The following is a 15,737-nucleotide window of genomic DNA, read 5'->3' as shown; positions in this document are numbered from 1 at the left end:
GGCCGGGGGCGGGGGCGGGGGGTTCGGGGTGTTCCGGAGGGGGTGGTGGCTGTGCGGGCATGGGCGGGCACCTTTCCACGCCGGAGGGGGGTTGGCGTGTGCTCGTCAACAGCATGGCGACCGTCCGGTTCCAGGTCCAGACCATTGCTGCCCTCGGTGTGCCGCGCGCCTTGTGTGATCCGGACATACGGCGACTTCCGGCCGTTCTGTGATTGTCCGGGACACGACCGCGCGGGACGGGCGTTGAATCGAGAACGTTTCCGGGGCGGTGCACCGCGGTCGGTGCTCGACGTGAGGATGTGGACGGGTGAACGAGGGACGCAGACTGAGCCGCAGATCTCTGTTGCGGAGCGGACTGGGCGCGGGCGGACTGGCCGTGGCCACCAGCCTGCTGCCGGGGCTGTGGGGGCGTTCGCCGGGCGCGGCGTGGGCCGCCCCGGCGGGCGCCGCGCCGGCAGCCGTACCGGCGGGGCCCCCGGCCCCTGCCGCCGCCTTCCCCGACTGGGCCAGGTTCGCCCGGATCGCGGACGGGACGTTCGACGACGACGCCGACCCGGCCCGCGACATGAAGCCGGTGATCGACAAGCTCAAGGCGCAGAACGTGAGCGTCATCGAGGTCGACACGATCCTGTCCAACTGGCTGACGGACAAAGAGTTCAGCACGCACATGGCGCAGATGAAGCGCTTCTCCGACCTGGCGCACGCCGCCGGGATACGGGTGATCGTCTACTACCCCTCGATGGAGGTCATCAGCGTCGGAGGCGAGAAGGGCAAGTCGTTCTACAAGAACGGCGACGGCAAGAACTGGGTGCAGCGCGGCCTCGACGGCAAACCCAACGTCTTCTACGGAAGCCTGGTCGTCTGGGTCGACCCGGGCGACGAGAGCTGCTGGGTCAGCCCCAACTCGCCCTGGCGCGACCACTACCTCACCCGTATCAAGGCCCTGGCGCGCACCGGTGTGGACGCCATCTGGCCGGACGTGCCGATCTACTTCGACGGCGCGCTGAGCTGGTGCGACGCCTCCACCTGGGCCGTGGACGCCTTCCGGGCCGACACCGGCCTGGCGCTGCCCAAGAAGGTCGACTGGACCAACGCGAACTTCCGCCGCTACGTCGAGTGGCGCCACGACAACCTCAACCGGTTCCAGCTCGACATCGCCGCCGCCGGCCGCTCGGTCAACCCGGACCTGGTCACCTTCGTCGAGACGGTGACCATGGACTACAAGTACGCCACCACCGTGGGCCTCGACGGCGCGCACCTGCGCCGGGCGGAGGGCGTCAGCCACGTCTGGGAGGTGGACATCCTCGGCAACTACGACGGGATGCGGCACGCCACGGTCTCCGACTGGACCTGTCTGATCTCGATGTACAAGTACGCCCGCGCGGCCAGCGGCACCAAGCCCGCCTGGGCCTTCTCCTACGGCTGGAAGGCCGACGACGCGTCGCTGGTGATGGCCGAGACGCTGGCGGCGGGCTGCAACCCGTACGAGGTCAAGAGCCCGTTCAAGACCGACAGCACGGACACCGCGATGCGGACCCGGATGTACGGCTTCGTCGCGGCCCACCAGGAGGAGCTGTTCGCCGCCGCCTCCGGGGCCACGGTCGGCGTCTACCACTCGTCCGCTTCGCGCGACTTCGTCAGCCCCGTCGAGGGCAGCGGCATGTACGTCAACACCAAGCCGCCCGCCGGGGTCAAGGACTGGTGGAGCTTCGACACGCCGGAGGAGAGCTGCACCAAGCAGCAGTGGCTGGGCGAGTTCCGCGGCACCGTCAAGTCCCTGGTCCTCGCGCACATCCCGTTCAACACCGTGCCCAGCCCCGGCGTCAGCGCGGACGACCTGGCCGGATACCGCGTGCTGTACCTGCCCAACCTCCAGGCCGTCTCCGACGCGGAGGCGGACGTGCTGCGCTCGTACGTGGCGGGCGGCGGCACCGTCGTCCTCACCGGGCCCGCGCCCACCGGCCTCGACGAGCACGGCGGCACCCGCGCCGAATACGCCCTGGCCGACGTCCTCGGCTTCCACAAGGCGGACCCGGCGCCCGCCGCCAAGCGCAATACCTTCGGCCAGGGCACCTGCTGGTACATCAAGGACCTGCTCGGCCTGAAATACCTCACGCGCACCGACCAGCCCACCGCCGACCGGCTCCTCGGACCGGCCCGTACGGCCGCACCGTCCGCCGTCACGCTCACCGGCGATCCGCGCATCCACCTGGAGCTGAGCCACCTCGGCGACGCCACCATCGTGCAGCTGGTCAACTTCACGGCGTTCGGCGAAACCCCCGCGGCCTTCGCGACCAAGCCCACCACCTGCACCGTCACCCTCACCGTCCCGGCCGGCCGGCAGGTACGGGCGGCCACCGTCAGCTCGCCCGACGGCTCCGGCGGCCCCGGGCCGAAGCCGGTCACCTGGAAGACGGACGGCGACAAGGCGAGTGTGGAGTTGACGGTGGCGCAGTACTCCCTGCTCAACGTCACCATCAACTGAGCGCGCGCACGGTAGTTGTCACTGCTTCCCGGGAGCGGGGGTCCGCCACAAGGACGTCGGCCGGTCCTCGCTTCCGGGGTGCGACTCGAAGGCGATCCAGCGGCCGTCGGGCGACCAGCTCGGCGCTCCGTCGTACGTACCGGGCTCGCGCGTCACCTGGACCGGCGCGCCGCCCGACACCGGCATGACGAAGATCTTCGGCAGGGCGAGCCCGCCCGTGGTGGACGAGAAGACCACCGACCTGCCGTCCGGCGACCAGCTCGCGTCCGTGTGCTCGCCCGCCACGGTGGTCAGCTTGCGCACGCCGCTCCCGTCGGCGTTCATCACATACAACGCCCAGGCGTCGCTGCCCAGTTCCCGGCGCTGGAAGACAAGGCGGTCGCCGCGCGGCGACCAGTTGGGCTCCCGGTTGTCCGTACGGCTCGCGGGACCGTTCACCAGCCGTGTCTGCTCCGTGCCGTCCCGCCGGACCTTCCACAGGGAGCCCAGTGCCGACCGGTCGGCGAGTGCCGCCTTTCCGTCCGGGTCCTTGCGTTCCACGCTCTCCTGGAAGACGATCCACTTTCCGTCCGACGAGAAACTCGGCTCCAAATACCCTGAATTCCCCGGGTGTTCGGTCACCCGCTCCGGCCGCCCGCCCGGCCTGAGCACCCAGATCTCGTCCTTGCCCGCCCGGTCGGAGGCGAACGTCACTCCGGCCGAGGGCCGCCAGCTGGAACCGGGCAGGTTCACCGCCGCCCGGTCGTGCTCGTCCAGCAAGTCGCGGACGGCCTTGCGGGAGTCCCGGCCGTCGCGGTGTGCCAGGGGCAGTACGCGCAGCGCGGCGGCTCCCTCGTTGTAACCGCCGTGGAAGACCGTGAACAGCAGGGACTTCCCATCGGGCGCGAACGCCGGATTCTGCGCGCTGCCCTTTCCGGACTCCCGGTGGATCAGCTCGGCCCCGTCCCCGCGCCGCACCGCGGGCTTCGCCGAGGGGGAGCCCGCCGTACCCGGTGACGGCCGTGCCGACTCCGGGTACGGCGGGTGGCGCGACGGGCCCTCCCCGCCACCCCCGCACGCCGTGAGAACCAGGGCTCCGGCGCCCAGCCAGCCCGCGATCCACCCTCGCCTGCGCATGCGTACACATTAAGCGGGCGAACTCCAGGGATTCCACTGGAGTTTGCGACGAATACGCGGCCGGAGCGGTGCGGGCGGGGTTGCTTTCGCATCTTTTCAGGGGCGCGGGGATTGCCGTTGCGTGTATGAGGGAAAGATGTTCCATTTCGGGGTCGGTGGCGGTGGTCGGGACTTGTTGAAGTGGACAATCTTTCGTTGACAGTTGCTCCGGACCGGTGGTTGAGTCGGGCTCGCCGAAAAGGGAAACCGAAAGCAGTTCACGTGGGTTTCCGCGCCGTAGCGGTGATGTCGGCGGTGGCGGGAAATGGGTTTTCAAGAGCCCGCTGATCCGGAGCCCAGGCCCAGGAACAGGAGCAAGGTGTGCTTGACGCCCGCAGCGGGCCCCGGAAGGAATTCGACCGGCCGGATACCGACTCACCGGATCTGGTGGTGGACGGCGGGCGGGCCGGGGAGGCCGCCGGGGCCGGTGCGCTGAGCGTCGAGGTGCCGGGGGACAAGTCGGTCAGCCACCGGGCGCTGCTGGCGGCGCTGCTTCCCGGCGCGCCCGAGGTGCTGACGGTGCGCAACGCCAATCTGGGCGGCGCCGTACGGGCGTTGCTGCCCGCGATGCGGGCCCTGGGCGTGGCGGTCGACGCGGACGGCGGCACGCTGACGGTGCGGCGTGGCGCGTTACCGGTGCCACAGCAGGCGCGGCCCCACCCGGGCGTGACCGGGTGGCCCGAGGGCGTGCCGTATCTGGAGACCGGCGGGTCGAGCGCCGCGGCCCGGCTGCTGATCGGGGTGCTCGCCGGGAGCGGCACCGCGGCGGTGGTGGACGGCGACGAGGTGCTGCGGCACCGGCCGATGGACTGGCTGGTCGATCCGCTGGCCGAACTGGGCGCGGACATCGCCTACCTCGGGGAGGACGGCTGCCTGCCCGTGTGGGTGAAGGGGCCGGTGTGCCGGCCGGGGCGCACGGTGGAGCTGCGCGTGGGGAGCGCGCAGGCACGGTCCGGCGTCCTGCTGGCCGTGGCCGCCGCGGGGCTGCCCGCGACCGTACGGCACCCGGTGCGCTCGCGGGACCACACCGAGCGGATGCTCGCCTCGTTCGGCGGTGTGCTGGACGAGGGGGACCATGAACTCGGCTGGGGCGGCGGTGCGCTCACGGTACCGGAGGTCATCGACGTACCGGCCGATCCGTCGCTGGCCGCGTATCCCGTGGCGGCGCACCTGCTGTGGGGCGACGGCGGCACGCTGCGCGTGCCGGGCGTGTGCCTGAACCCGACCCGCACCGGATTCTTCGAGGTGCTGCGGCGGGCCGGGGCCGATATCTCGTACGAGTACGGAAACGGAGGGACTGAGGGGGGACGGCCCCGCGGCGGGGAGCCGGTGGGGACCGTGGTGGTCCGAGGGGGGTTGGAGCAGGCCGGGCCCGTCCGGGTGGACGAGCCGTGGCTGCTGCACGCGCTGATCGACGAGGTGCCGCTGCTGGCCGTGGTCGCGGCCCGGCTGCCGGGGACCTCGTGGATCGGATGCGCGCAGGAGCTGCGGTTCAAGGAGACGGACCGGCTGACGACCACGGCGCGGATGGCCGGAGCCTTCGGCGCCCGGGTCGAGGTGGCGGCGGACGGGCTGACGGTGCGCGGCGGTGCGCCGCTGCGGGCCGGTGTGGTGCCGGGGTTCGAGGACCACCGGATCGCCATGGCCGCCGCGACGCTCGCGGGGTGTCTGCCGGGGCGCACCACGGTGCGCGGCGGCGCCTGCCACCGCACGTCATTTCCCGACTTCGCCGATGTGCAGCGGGCCGTCGGCGCCCGGATCGCAAAGGACCCCCAGTGATGACGAGTGAGGCGAGTACCGAAGCGCGGTCCACGGGCAGCACCCTGGGGCCGGACTTCAGCAGCGGCAGCGGCCCCTGGCTGTACACCGAGGACGGCACGGCCTGGTTCGACGGGACCGCGGGCAGCGGCGCCGCGACCCTGGGCCACCAGCACCCGGACGTCATCGCCGCCGTGACCGCCCAGGCCGGGCGTCTGGCGCACACCGGCTGCAAGCTGGGCTCGGACGCCCGCAGGCGGCTGGTCGGGCGGATCGGCGCGCTGTCCCCGTACGCGGAGCCCGCGGTGCTGCCCACCACGACCGGCGCGGAGGCGGTGGAGTCCGCGCTGAAGATCGCCCGCGCGGCCACCGGCCACCGGGCCGTGGTCGGCTTCCGCTACGGCTTCCACGGCAAGACGGCCGGGGCGCTGGGGCTGACCTGGCGGTCGGAGTTCAAGACCTACAGCGGGTTCGCGGACGACGACGGACGCGCGCCGGTCGTCATCGCGGAATTACCCGACCCGAGGGAGCCGGGGGCCGGCGACGCGGCTGCGTTCGCGGCCGGGCTGTCCGCGGCGCTGGACGCCGCCGACCGGCGCGGCGGCACCGCGGCCGTGATCCTGGAGCCGGTGCAGGTGACCGAGGGCGTCCTGGACGTGGCGCCGGAGCTGCTGGACGAGATCGCCCGGCAGGCGCACTCCCGGGGCGCGCTGCTGATCCTGGACGAGATCTACACCGGGCTGGGCCGCGCCGGGCGCCTGTTCACCGCCGAGCTGATGACGGAGCGGCCGGATCTGACGCTGCTCGGCAAGACGCTGGGCAACGGCTTCCCGGTCGGCGCCGTGGTGGGGGAGCGCGCGGTGGTCGACGCGCTGCCGCCGGGCGTGCAGACCTCCACCTTCTCCGGGCACCCGGTCTCCTGCGCCGCCGCCGAAGCCGTCCTGGACGTGGTCGTACGGGAGGACCTGCCCGGCCGGGCGCAGCAGCTGGGGAAACGGTTGCGCGCCGACCTGGACGCGCTGGCCGCCCGGCACCCCTGGATGCGGGCGGCCCGCACGACCGGCGCGCTGGCCGCCTTCGACTGCGTACGGGACGGACGGCCCGACCCGGAACTGGCGCGCGCCGTCACCGGCAACGCCCTGCGCGGCCGGCTGCTGCTGTTCGGCGGCGGGCCGGAAGGCGCCAGCGTCAAGATCGTGCCGCCGGCGCTGCTGGACGACGACGGCTACCGGTTCCTGATCGACACCCTCGGGACGGCGGTGGCCGAGGCCGCCCGGAACGGCGGCCTCATATGACCTTCCAGCAGCTTGAGAAGGACGTACTGGCTCCCGAGCTGTGCACCGTGTGCGGCGCCTGCGAGCTGGCCTGCCCGGCCGGAGTGATCGGCTTCGACGAGCTGGACCCGGTGCTCACCGTGGCCTCCTGGACCGCCGCCGACTGCGGGGAGTGCACCGACTGCCTGGACGTGTGCCCGGGAGCCGACCCCGGCACCCCGGCCGCCGAGGAGCGCCTGTTCGGCCGCACCCGCACCCCCGACGAGCGCTGGACCGGTGTCTTCGAGGAGGTCGTCGCCGGGCACGCGCTGGACCCCGTGGTGTACGAGGCGTCCGCCAGTGGCGGCAGCCTCACCGCGCTGCTCCAGACGGCCATGCGGGTGCTGGGCGTGACGGCGGTGCTCTCCATGGGGCGGGACGCCGGGCAGCCGTGGCGGGCGGCGCCCGCGGTGGTCCGCGACCCGGGCGAGCTGGTGGAGACCGCCCAGTCCACGTACCAGCTCGCCCCGTATCTGGGCGCGTTACGCCGCATCATGACCGAGGAGCCGGACGCCCGGGTCGCCATGTCCGGAGTGGCCTGCCACATCCAGGCCATGCGCAAGCTCCAGGCCATGGACACCGAGATCGGACGCTGGGCACGCGAGAAGGTCGTGCTCCTGGTCGAGCCCGCCTGCTCGTCCAGCACGCGCCCCGAAGGCACCGCCGCGGTGATCCGCGAACGCGCCCACGTACCAGTGGAGTCGGTGGTGCGGCTGCGCTACCGCGAGGGGGAGTACCCCGGGAACATCGGCATCCGCACGCGGGACGGCGTGGACCACCAGGTGCAGTTCTGGCAGGCCGTCCGGGACTTCGCCGGAAACAAGACGCACCGCTGCCTGTCCTGCGGGGACTGGATGTCGGGGCTGGCCGACGTGAGCGTCAGCGACGGCGACCCGAACATCTTCGCCGCGAGCGTCAGCGGCGAAGGACAGGCCAAGCACGGCCGGGTGTTCATCCGTACCCGGGCCGGCGCCGAAGCGGTGACGGCCGGGCGGGAGCGCGGACTGCTCACCCACGAGCCCGTGGACCTGGCGGGCCTCAACCTCGGCCTGGAGCGCAAGCGCAACCGGCGCGCCTCGTACGAACGCTCCGGCCGCCCGGTGCCGCTGGGTCCGATACCGGGCCACCGCGAGGAACTGGAGATCGTGCCGGACGAGCGGTGGATCGCGGCGCCCGAGCCGCAAGGCGAAGCGGTGCGGGCAGGGGACGGCGAGGGAGCGGGGCGATGACGGAAGAGGCGGCTGTGCGCGGGGTGCCGGAAGTCTCCGCCGCGGGAGTGGTCGGTGACGTAAACCCGTTGCCCGTACGGCAGTTGGTGGCGGACGGGAGTCCGGAACCGGTCGTCGAGGAGGTGCTGCGGCAGCCCCCGGGGCGCGGCGAGATACGGCTGCGCGCCGCGTGGAGCCTGGTGAGCCCGGGCACCGAACTGCACTACCTGGACCGCTCGGCCCGCACCGGCGAGCGCTTCGTCCTCGGGTACTGCTCGGCCGGGGAAGTGGACGCGGTCGGTCCGCAGGCCCCCGCGTTCGCGCCCGGTGACCGGGTGATCGCCATGGGCTGGGGCGAGGCCGTGCACAGCGGTGCGGTCACCGTGCCGTACCGGCTGTGCCGCCGGGTCCCGGACGGCCTGGATGTGGCGGACGCGGTGGTGGCGGGGCTGGCGGCGACCGCGGTGCACGCGGTGGACCGGGCCCTGCTGGAGCCCGCCGACGAGGTGGCCGTGGTGGGCGCGGGCATGGTCGGCCAGCTGGTCGCCCAGATCACGGCGGCCCGGGGCGCCCGCACCACCCTGCTGGACCTGCGCCCGGAGCGGCTGCGCACGGCGCCCGCGCTCGGGCTGGCCGCCGCCGACGGGGAGGACTTCTTCGCGGAGCAGAGCACGGGCCCGGCACAGAACGGGAACGGCGGCCGGTGCGTCTTCCTGTGCGGCACCGGGGACGCCGGGGCCACCGTCGCGGCGGCCGCCCGCTGGGCGGGCCGGGCCCCGGGGCGCCCCCGGCTGGTCGGCGTGGGCCGGTTCGCGGCACACATCGACTTCAGTGTGGAGCTGGGCAACCTCGACATCCGGTACGCGGCCCGCTGCGGCGCCGGATACCGGGACGCCGCGTACGCCCGCGGGCTGACCGAGGTCACGGCGCCGGACGGCGAGGGCACGGTCACCGAGAACCTGCAAAGGGCGCTGGATCTGATCGCCTCCGGCGCGGTCCGCCCGGCCCTGATGGGACTGCCGCGCCTCCCGCTGGAACGGGCCGCCGAAGCCTACGCGCGGCTGCGCGAGCGGCCCGCGCACCCCGCCGTCCTCTTCGCCCACGGCCCCGCCGCCGTGCCGGAAGGGAGCGCCGCGCCATGACCACGACGGCACCCCTCTCCGAAGTGCCCACCGGACACCGGCCGTTCCCGCCCGCCGAGCAGGCCGGGACCCTGGTGCACCGCTTCCTGGAGCAGGCCGCCGCCCACCCCGGGCGGGAGGCCGTGGTCACCCCCGAGGCGCGCTGGACCTACCAGGAGACCGCCGGGCGCGCGGGCCGGATCGCCGCCTCGCTGACCGCGGCCGGGCTGCGGCCCGGCGACCGGGTCGGGCTGCTCTTCTCGCACGGCGCCGAGATGATCGCGGCGCTGCTCGGCGTACTGCACGCCGGACTGTCCTACGTACCGCTGGACGCCGCCTACCCCGAGCCGCGCCTCGCCTTCATGGCCCGGGACGCGGGCGTACGGGCCCTGGTCGCCACCGAACAGCACCTGCCGCCGGCCGGACAACTGGCGGACGGGCAGCCGGTGTTGGCGTACCAGGAACTCGTGTCGGGCGACGCGGCGGACGCCGTACGGGCGCACCCCGACGGAGAGGCGTACGTCCTCTACACCTCCGGCTCCACCGGGCAGCCGAAGCCGGTCGCGCAGCTGCACCGCAACGTGCTGCACCACGCGCGGGTGTGGACCGACGGCCTGGGCATCGGCCCGCTGGACCGGCTCACCCTCCAGTCCGCCTACAGCTGGGACTCGGCGGTGCAGGACACCTTCGCCGCCCTGCTCAACGGCGCGGCCCTGTACCCCGTCGACCTCAAGTCGCTCGGCATCAGCGGCCTGCTGGAGTGGATGGCGGCCGAGGAGATCACGGTCTACCACTCGACGCTGCCGGTGTTCCGCGCCCTCGTACGGGCCATGGAGTCGCGGGGCACCGCGCTGCCCGCCATGCGGATGCTCGCCCTCGGCGGGGACACCCTGCACCTGGCCGACCTCGATGCCGCCCGCCGGGCCTTCGCGGCACACTGCCGGGTGGCCGGGGCGTACGGCTCGACGGAGTGCTCCTGCGCGCTGCTGCGGGTCGCCGACCGCGACTACCGGCCGCCGACCGGCGTCTTCCCGCTGGGCTTCCCGGCCGCCGAGACGCAGGTGTGGCTCCAGGACGGCGACGGGCGGCCGGTCGAGGGGCCGGGCGAAGGCGAGATCGTCGTGGCGAGCGACTATTTGGCGCCCGGCGCGGTCGCCGACGGGCGGACGTACCGCACCGGCGACCTCGCCCGGCGGCTGGCGGACGGCACCCTGCTGCTGATCGGCCGCCGCGACCACCAGGTGAAGATCTCCGGAATCCGGGTGGAGACCGGAGAGGTGGAGAGCGCGCTGAAGGATCTGCCCGGAGTGCGCGAGGCCGTGGTGATGCCGTTCACCGACCGGCTCGGCGAACGGCAGCTGGCGGCGTACCTGGTGGCGGCCGACGGGGCGCGTACCGCACCGGCCGTCCTGCGGGCGGCGCTGCGCGGGGTGCTGCCCGACCACGCGGTGCCCACCGCGTACGTGCTGCTCGACGCGCTCCCGCTGACGCCCAACCACAAGATCGACCGGGCCGCGCTGCCCGATCCGCTCGCGGCCCGGGAGACCGGACCCGCCGCCGGCGCACGCGGCGCCGGGCCGCTGGAGCGGGCCGTGGCCGAGGCGTGGCGCGAGGTGCTCGGCACCGGCGCGGTCGCTCCGGACGACAACTTCTTCGACCTGGGCGGGACGTCCCTGCGGGTGGCCGCCGTCCACGAACGGCTCACCCGCACCGTCGCGCCCGGACTGCGGATGACCGACCTGTACCGGGCGCCGACCATCCGGAGCCTGGTGCGGCTCATCGGCAGCGGCCGGGAGGACTCCGCCGCGGGCGCCGCACGGGGCGCCCGCAGGCGCGCCGCCGCCCGTGGCGGTGCCCGCCGGGCCGCGGCCCGTACGCGCCCCGCCGGTCCGCCGTCGCACCCCCAGCAACCAGCAGGAGGAACCAGTGACTGACCGTCCTTACGCCGACGCCGCCGCGGCGGACGGCGCCGACCTCGACGGACGGATCGCCGTCATCGGCCTGGACTGCCGGCTGCCGGGCGCCCGCGACCACCACGCGTTCTGGCGCAACCTGCTCGCGGGCACCGACCAGATCCGCGACGTGGGCGAGGAGGAACTCGCCGCCGCCGGGGTCGAGGCCAGGACGCTGGCCGACTCCCGTTACGTACGCCGGGCCGCGACGGTCGAGGACGCGGACCTCTTCGACGCCTCCTTCTTCTACCTCAGCGCCCGCGAGGCGGAGCGGATGGACCCGCAGCTGCGGCTGTTCCTCCAGTCCTCCTGGAAGGCGCTGGAGCACAGCGGCCACGACTCCGAGCAGTACGACGGCCGCATCGGCGTCTTCGCGGGTGCGCTGGCCAGCACGTACCTGCTGAACAACGTGCTGACCGGGGAGCAGGGCTTCAACGGTTCACTGCCCAGGATGCGCCAGGACCTGGCCACGCTGATGGGCAACGACCCCAACTACCTGGCCACCCGGGTCTCGTACCACCTCAACCTCACCGGCCCCAGCATCTCCGTGCAGACCGCCTGCTCCACCTCGCTCGTCGCGGTGCACCAGGCGGCGCAGAGCCTGCTGGCGCAGGAGTGCGACGTGGCGCTGGCCGGCGGGGTGGCGCTGCGCTTCCCGCAGGAGGCCGGATACCGCCACGAGACCGACGGCATCGCCTCGGAGACCGGCACGGTGCGGCCCTTCGACGCGGGCGCCGACGGCACGGTCTTCGGCAACGGCGTCGGCGTGGTGGTCCTCAAGCGGCTGGCGGACGCCCTCGCCGAGGGCGACACCGTCTGGGCCGTGCTGCGCGGCTCCGCCATCGGCAACGACGGCGCCGACCGGGTCGGTTACACCGCGCCGGGCGTCACCGGCCAGGCCGCCGTACTGGCCGAGGCGCTGGCCGTGGCGGACGTGGACCCCGCGACCGTCGGCTATCTGGAGGCCCACGGTACGGGTACGAAGATGGGCGACCCCATCGAACTGGCCGCCGCCGCGCAGTCCTACCAGGTGGACGGTGCGCCGCCGCTGACGATCGGGTCGGTGAAGGCCAACCTCGGCCACCTGAGCACGGCCGCCGGCGTCACCTCGCTCATCAAGTGCGTGCTGATGCTGCGCCACCGCACGCTGGTGCCCACCCCGCACTTCACCGAGTGGAACCCGCAGTGCGAGGTCGCGGGCACCCGCTTCCGCGTCGGGACGGAGGTCGAGCCGTGGCAGCCGGGGGCGGAGGGTGATCCGCTGCGCTGCGCGGTCACCTCCACCGGCATGGGCGGCACCACCGCGCACGTCGTCCTGGAGGAAGCCCCGGCGCCCGCCCCGGCGGAACGCTCCGCCGGCCCCGTCGTACTGCTGCCGGTCTCGGCCAAGTCCCCGGCCGCGCTGGAGACCGCCCGCCAGGAACTGGCGGACCATCTGGAGGCCACGGCACCCGAGGTGCCGGACACGCTCGGTGACACCGCCCTGGAGGACGCCGCCTACACGCTGGCCACGGCCCGCCGTACCTTCAACTACCGCGCCGTACTCACCGTCCCGGACCGCGAGACGGCCGTACGCGCGCTCCGCAGCGGCGATCCGCGCTTCACCCACCAGGACTCCGGGCAGCCCGCCGACCGGCCCGTGGTGCTGCTCTTCCCCGGCCAGGGCGCCCAGCACCCCGGCATGGGCCAGGGCTGGTACCAGCACCTGCCGGTGTTCCGCGAGGTGCTGGACGAGTGCGCCGGACTCCTGGAACCGCACCTGGGCCTGGACCTGCGGGACGCCCTCTACCCGCGGCTGCGGGAGTACACCGGCACCCCGCACGACCTCAACCGCACCCGGCTGACCCAGCCCGCGCTGTTCGTGGTGGAGTACGCGCTGGCCCGGCAGTGGACGGCCTGGGGCATGCGCCCGGCCGCGCTCATCGGGCACAGCGTCGGCGAGTACGTGGCCGCCACCCTCGCCGGGGTCTTCCGGCTTCCCGACGCCCTGCGGGTGATCGCCGAGCGCGGCCGGCTGGTGGACGAACTGCCCGGCGGCGTGATGGCGGCGGTCATGCTGCCGCCCGCCGAACTGGCCCCGTACCTCGAAGAGGACGGCGAGGTCGCGCTCGCCGCGGTCAACGAACCCGCGGTGTGCACCGTGGCCGGGCCCAAGGACGCGGTCCGCGCGCTCACCACCCGGCTCACCGCCGACGGCGTCGCCCACCGGAAGGTCGTCACCTCGCACGCCTTCCACTCGGCCATGATGGACCCGGCCGTCGGCCCGCTCACCGAGCTGCTGCGCGAGGTCCCGCTGCACCGCCCCGAGATCCCGTTCCTGTCCAACCGGACCGGCACCTGGATCACCGACGAGGAGGCCACCGACCCCGCGTACTGGGGGCGGCACCTGCGCGAGACCGTACGGTTCGCGGACGACGTGGCCACCGTGCTGGACGGCGAGCCCCCGGTCTTCCTGGAGGTGGGTCCCGGCCAGACGCTCGCCACCTTCACCCGGCGGCACCCGGACCGGGAGACCGGCGTACCGGTCGTCACCTCCGCGGCCCGCGGCCGGGACGCCGGCGCCGACCTGACCGCGGTGACCGCCGCGCTCGGCCGGCTGTGGGCGGCGGGCCTGCCGGTGGACTGGCAGGGCTACTACGCGGGCCGCGGGCGCCGCCGGGTACCGCTGCCGACGTACCCCTTCGAAGGCACCCGCTACTGGGTCGAGCCCGGCACCGGGACACTGACCGGCGCGGGCGGCGGCTCCGGCGACGGCGTGCGCAAACTCCCCCTGGACGAGTGGTTCTCCGCCCCGGTCTGGCGCCAGGCCGTCGGCACCCTCGACGCGCCCGCCGAACCGGTCGCCGACCCCGTGCTGCTCTTCGCCGACGAGCAGGGCACCGCGGCCCGGCTCGCCGCGCACGCCTGCGCGGGCGAGGTGCTGACCGTACGGGCCGGTACGGCGTACGGGCGGGACGGCGACACCTGGACGCTGCGGCCGGACTCCGAGGAGGACCACGCCCGCCTCGTCGCCGATCTGCTGGCCGAGGAGCGGCTGCCGGACCGCGTCCTGCACGCCTGGTCCACCGCCCCGCTGCCCGCCGAACGCGGCAGGGAGCGCTTCGAGACCGCCCAGCGGCACGGCCTCTACAGCCTGATCGCGCTGGTCAAGGCGCTCAGCGAACACGGCGTCACCAAGCCGCTCCAGCTCGACCTGATCAGCGCGGGCGCCTACGCCGTCAGCCCGGCCGAACCGGAACCGGCGGCCGAACTGGTGCCGCTCGCCGTCGCCGCCCGGGTCATCGGCCAGGAGCACGGCAACATCGGCTCCCGGCACTTCGACCTGCCGGCCGCCGTGGACGAGCGCTCGCTGCGCACCCTCGCCGCCGAACTCGCCGGGCAGCGCCGCCCCGAGGTCGCCACCACGCTGCGCGGCGCCACCCGCTGGATCGCCGACCTGGAACCGGTACGCGCCGACTGGACCGCCAAGGCCGTCTCCCGGCTGCGCGAGGACGGCGTCTACCTCATCACCGGCGGCCTCGGCGAGATCGGCGCCACGATCGCGAAGTGGCTGCGCCGCGAGTGCCCGGGCGTCCGGCTGGCGCTGCTCACCCGCGACCCGCTGCCCGGCCGTGCGGAGTGGGACGCCTGGCTGGACGCGCACGACGAGGACGACGGGACCTCGCTGCGCATCCAGCGGCTGCGGGCCCTGGAGGACGGCGGCGACGCGCCCCTCCTCGTGCACGCCGACGTGGCCGACGAGGACGCGCTGCGTGCCGCGGTGGACCAGGTCACCGCGCACTTCGGAGCTCTGCACGGGGTCGTGCACGCGGCCGGGCTGCCCAGCGAGCAGTGGGACCGGGCCATCACCGCGGCCAGCGCCGAGCAGTGCGAGTGGCACTTCGTGCCCAAAGCGCACGGCCAGATCGCGCTGGAGAAGGTGCTGTCCGGCCACGACGTGGACTTCGTGCTGCTGCTCTCCTCGCTGGCCGGTGTGCTCGGCGGGCTGCGGCTGCTCGGGTACGGCGCCGCCAACCACTTCATGGACGCCGCCGCCGAGCGGGCCAACCGCGGCCTGGACCGTACGGTGTGGATCAGCGCGGCGTGGGACGTGTGGCAGCACCACCAGGACGAGAAGCGGGCGATCTCCGCGATCGGCCGCAGCATGGACGACAAGGCGATCCAGCCGGACGAGGGCCTGGAGGCGATCCGCCGCCTGCTGACGCTGCGCGATGTCTCCCATGTCGCCGTCTCCACCTGGGACATCGGGCACCGGCTGGACCAGTGGGTGCGCGACGAGCGGATCGCCCGGCCGACGGCGGGCGCCGCCGCGGCCGTGGCCGACGCCGACGGGCAGGAGGCGGCGGACGACCTCGTCGGGCAGGTGGCGCGGCTGGTGCGCGGCGCGCTCGGTGCCGAGGACATGCCGCTGGACGGGGACATCTTCGAGTTCGGCGGCGACTCGCTGCTGATCGTGCGGCTGCTGTCGGACCTGCGGGACCAGTTCTCGGTGGAGGTGCCGCTGGCCGACGTGCTCGGCGAGCCGACGCCCGCGGCGCTGGCCAAGCTCGTACAGGAACGGCTGGGCGCGCGGACCGAGGCCGGTACGGGCGCTGCCGACGCGCCCGCTGGGGACGCCGGCGACGACATCGGCGCGCTGGCCGCGCAGCTGGCCGCACTCGACCCGTACGACATCGAACGCCTGCTGGCCGAGGTGCGGCAGGACGGCCCGACCGGCCAGGACCGGCAGGAACAGGAGCGCTGAC

At 74.0% G+C, this 15,737-nt stretch carries 8 protein-coding genes; 7 read left to right on the top strand and 1 reads right to left on the bottom strand.

Annotated features, from left to right (window positions below; genetic code table 11):
- Positions 1-307 precede the first annotated feature (307 nt).
- Complete coding sequence (locus ADK86_RS26710; protein WP_234346045.1) at positions 308-2,485, top strand: hypothetical protein; 2,178 nt, start codon at positions 308-310, stop codon at positions 2,483-2,485.
- Positions 2,486-2,503: 18 nt separating this feature from the next.
- On the opposite strand, the gene ADK86_RS26705 is transcribed toward ADK86_RS26710, so the two are convergent.
- Positions 2,504-3,601, bottom strand: a complete 1,098-nt coding sequence (locus ADK86_RS26705) for a TolB family protein (protein ID WP_053698896.1) — start codon at positions 3,599-3,601, stop codon at positions 2,504-2,506.
- A gap of 360 nt (positions 3,602-3,961) precedes the next feature.
- Here ADK86_RS26705 and ADK86_RS26700 point away from each other — a divergent pair, with 360 nt between their 5' ends.
- The 6 genes from ADK86_RS26700 to ADK86_RS26675 are packed head-to-tail and all read left to right on the top strand — an operon-like array spanning position 3,962 to position 15,736.
- A complete protein-coding gene (locus tag ADK86_RS26700; RefSeq protein WP_053698895.1) occupies positions 3,962-5,419 on the top strand; it encodes a 3-phosphoshikimate 1-carboxyvinyltransferase in 1,458 nt (485 codons plus the stop codon).
- Entirely contained in the window at positions 5,419-6,693 is a 1,275-nt protein-coding gene (locus ADK86_RS26695) for an aspartate aminotransferase family protein (protein WP_053698894.1), read from the top strand. Before ADK86_RS26700 ends, ADK86_RS26695 begins: the two co-directional genes overlap by 1 nt.
- On the top strand, positions 6,690-7,940 hold the full coding sequence (locus tag ADK86_RS26690) for a Coenzyme F420 hydrogenase/dehydrogenase, beta subunit C-terminal domain (RefSeq protein ID WP_053698893.1): 1,251 nt from the start codon (positions 6,690-6,692) through the stop codon (positions 7,938-7,940). Before ADK86_RS26695 ends, ADK86_RS26690 begins: the two co-directional genes overlap by 4 nt.
- Positions 7,937-9,061: a 3-hydroxyacyl-CoA dehydrogenase NAD-binding domain-containing protein gene (locus tag ADK86_RS26685; RefSeq protein ID WP_053698892.1), complete on the top strand. Its 1,125-nt coding sequence runs from the start codon at positions 7,937-7,939 to the stop codon at positions 9,059-9,061. Before ADK86_RS26690 ends, ADK86_RS26685 begins: the two co-directional genes overlap by 4 nt.
- Positions 9,058-10,974, top strand: coding sequence for a non-ribosomal peptide synthetase (locus tag ADK86_RS45265; protein ID WP_053698891.1), 1,917 nt, complete (start codon positions 9,058-9,060; stop codon positions 10,972-10,974). Before ADK86_RS26685 ends, ADK86_RS45265 begins: the two co-directional genes overlap by 4 nt.
- Positions 10,967-15,736 carry a type I polyketide synthase gene (locus tag ADK86_RS26675; protein WP_159393970.1) on the top strand — a complete coding sequence of 1,590 codons (4,770 nt, stop codon included), beginning with the start codon at positions 10,967-10,969 and terminating at the stop codon, positions 15,734-15,736. The genes ADK86_RS45265 and ADK86_RS26675 overlap by 8 nt, the downstream gene beginning before the upstream one ends.
- Position 15,737: the final 1 nt, after the last annotated feature.

This window comes from Streptomyces sp. NRRL F-5755 (genome assembly GCF_001279365.1).
GTDB classification, from domain to species: Bacteria; Actinomycetota; Actinomycetes; order Streptomycetales; family Streptomycetaceae; genus Streptomyces; species Streptomyces rimosus.
This window is presented reverse-complemented; position numbering and strand designations above follow the sequence as displayed.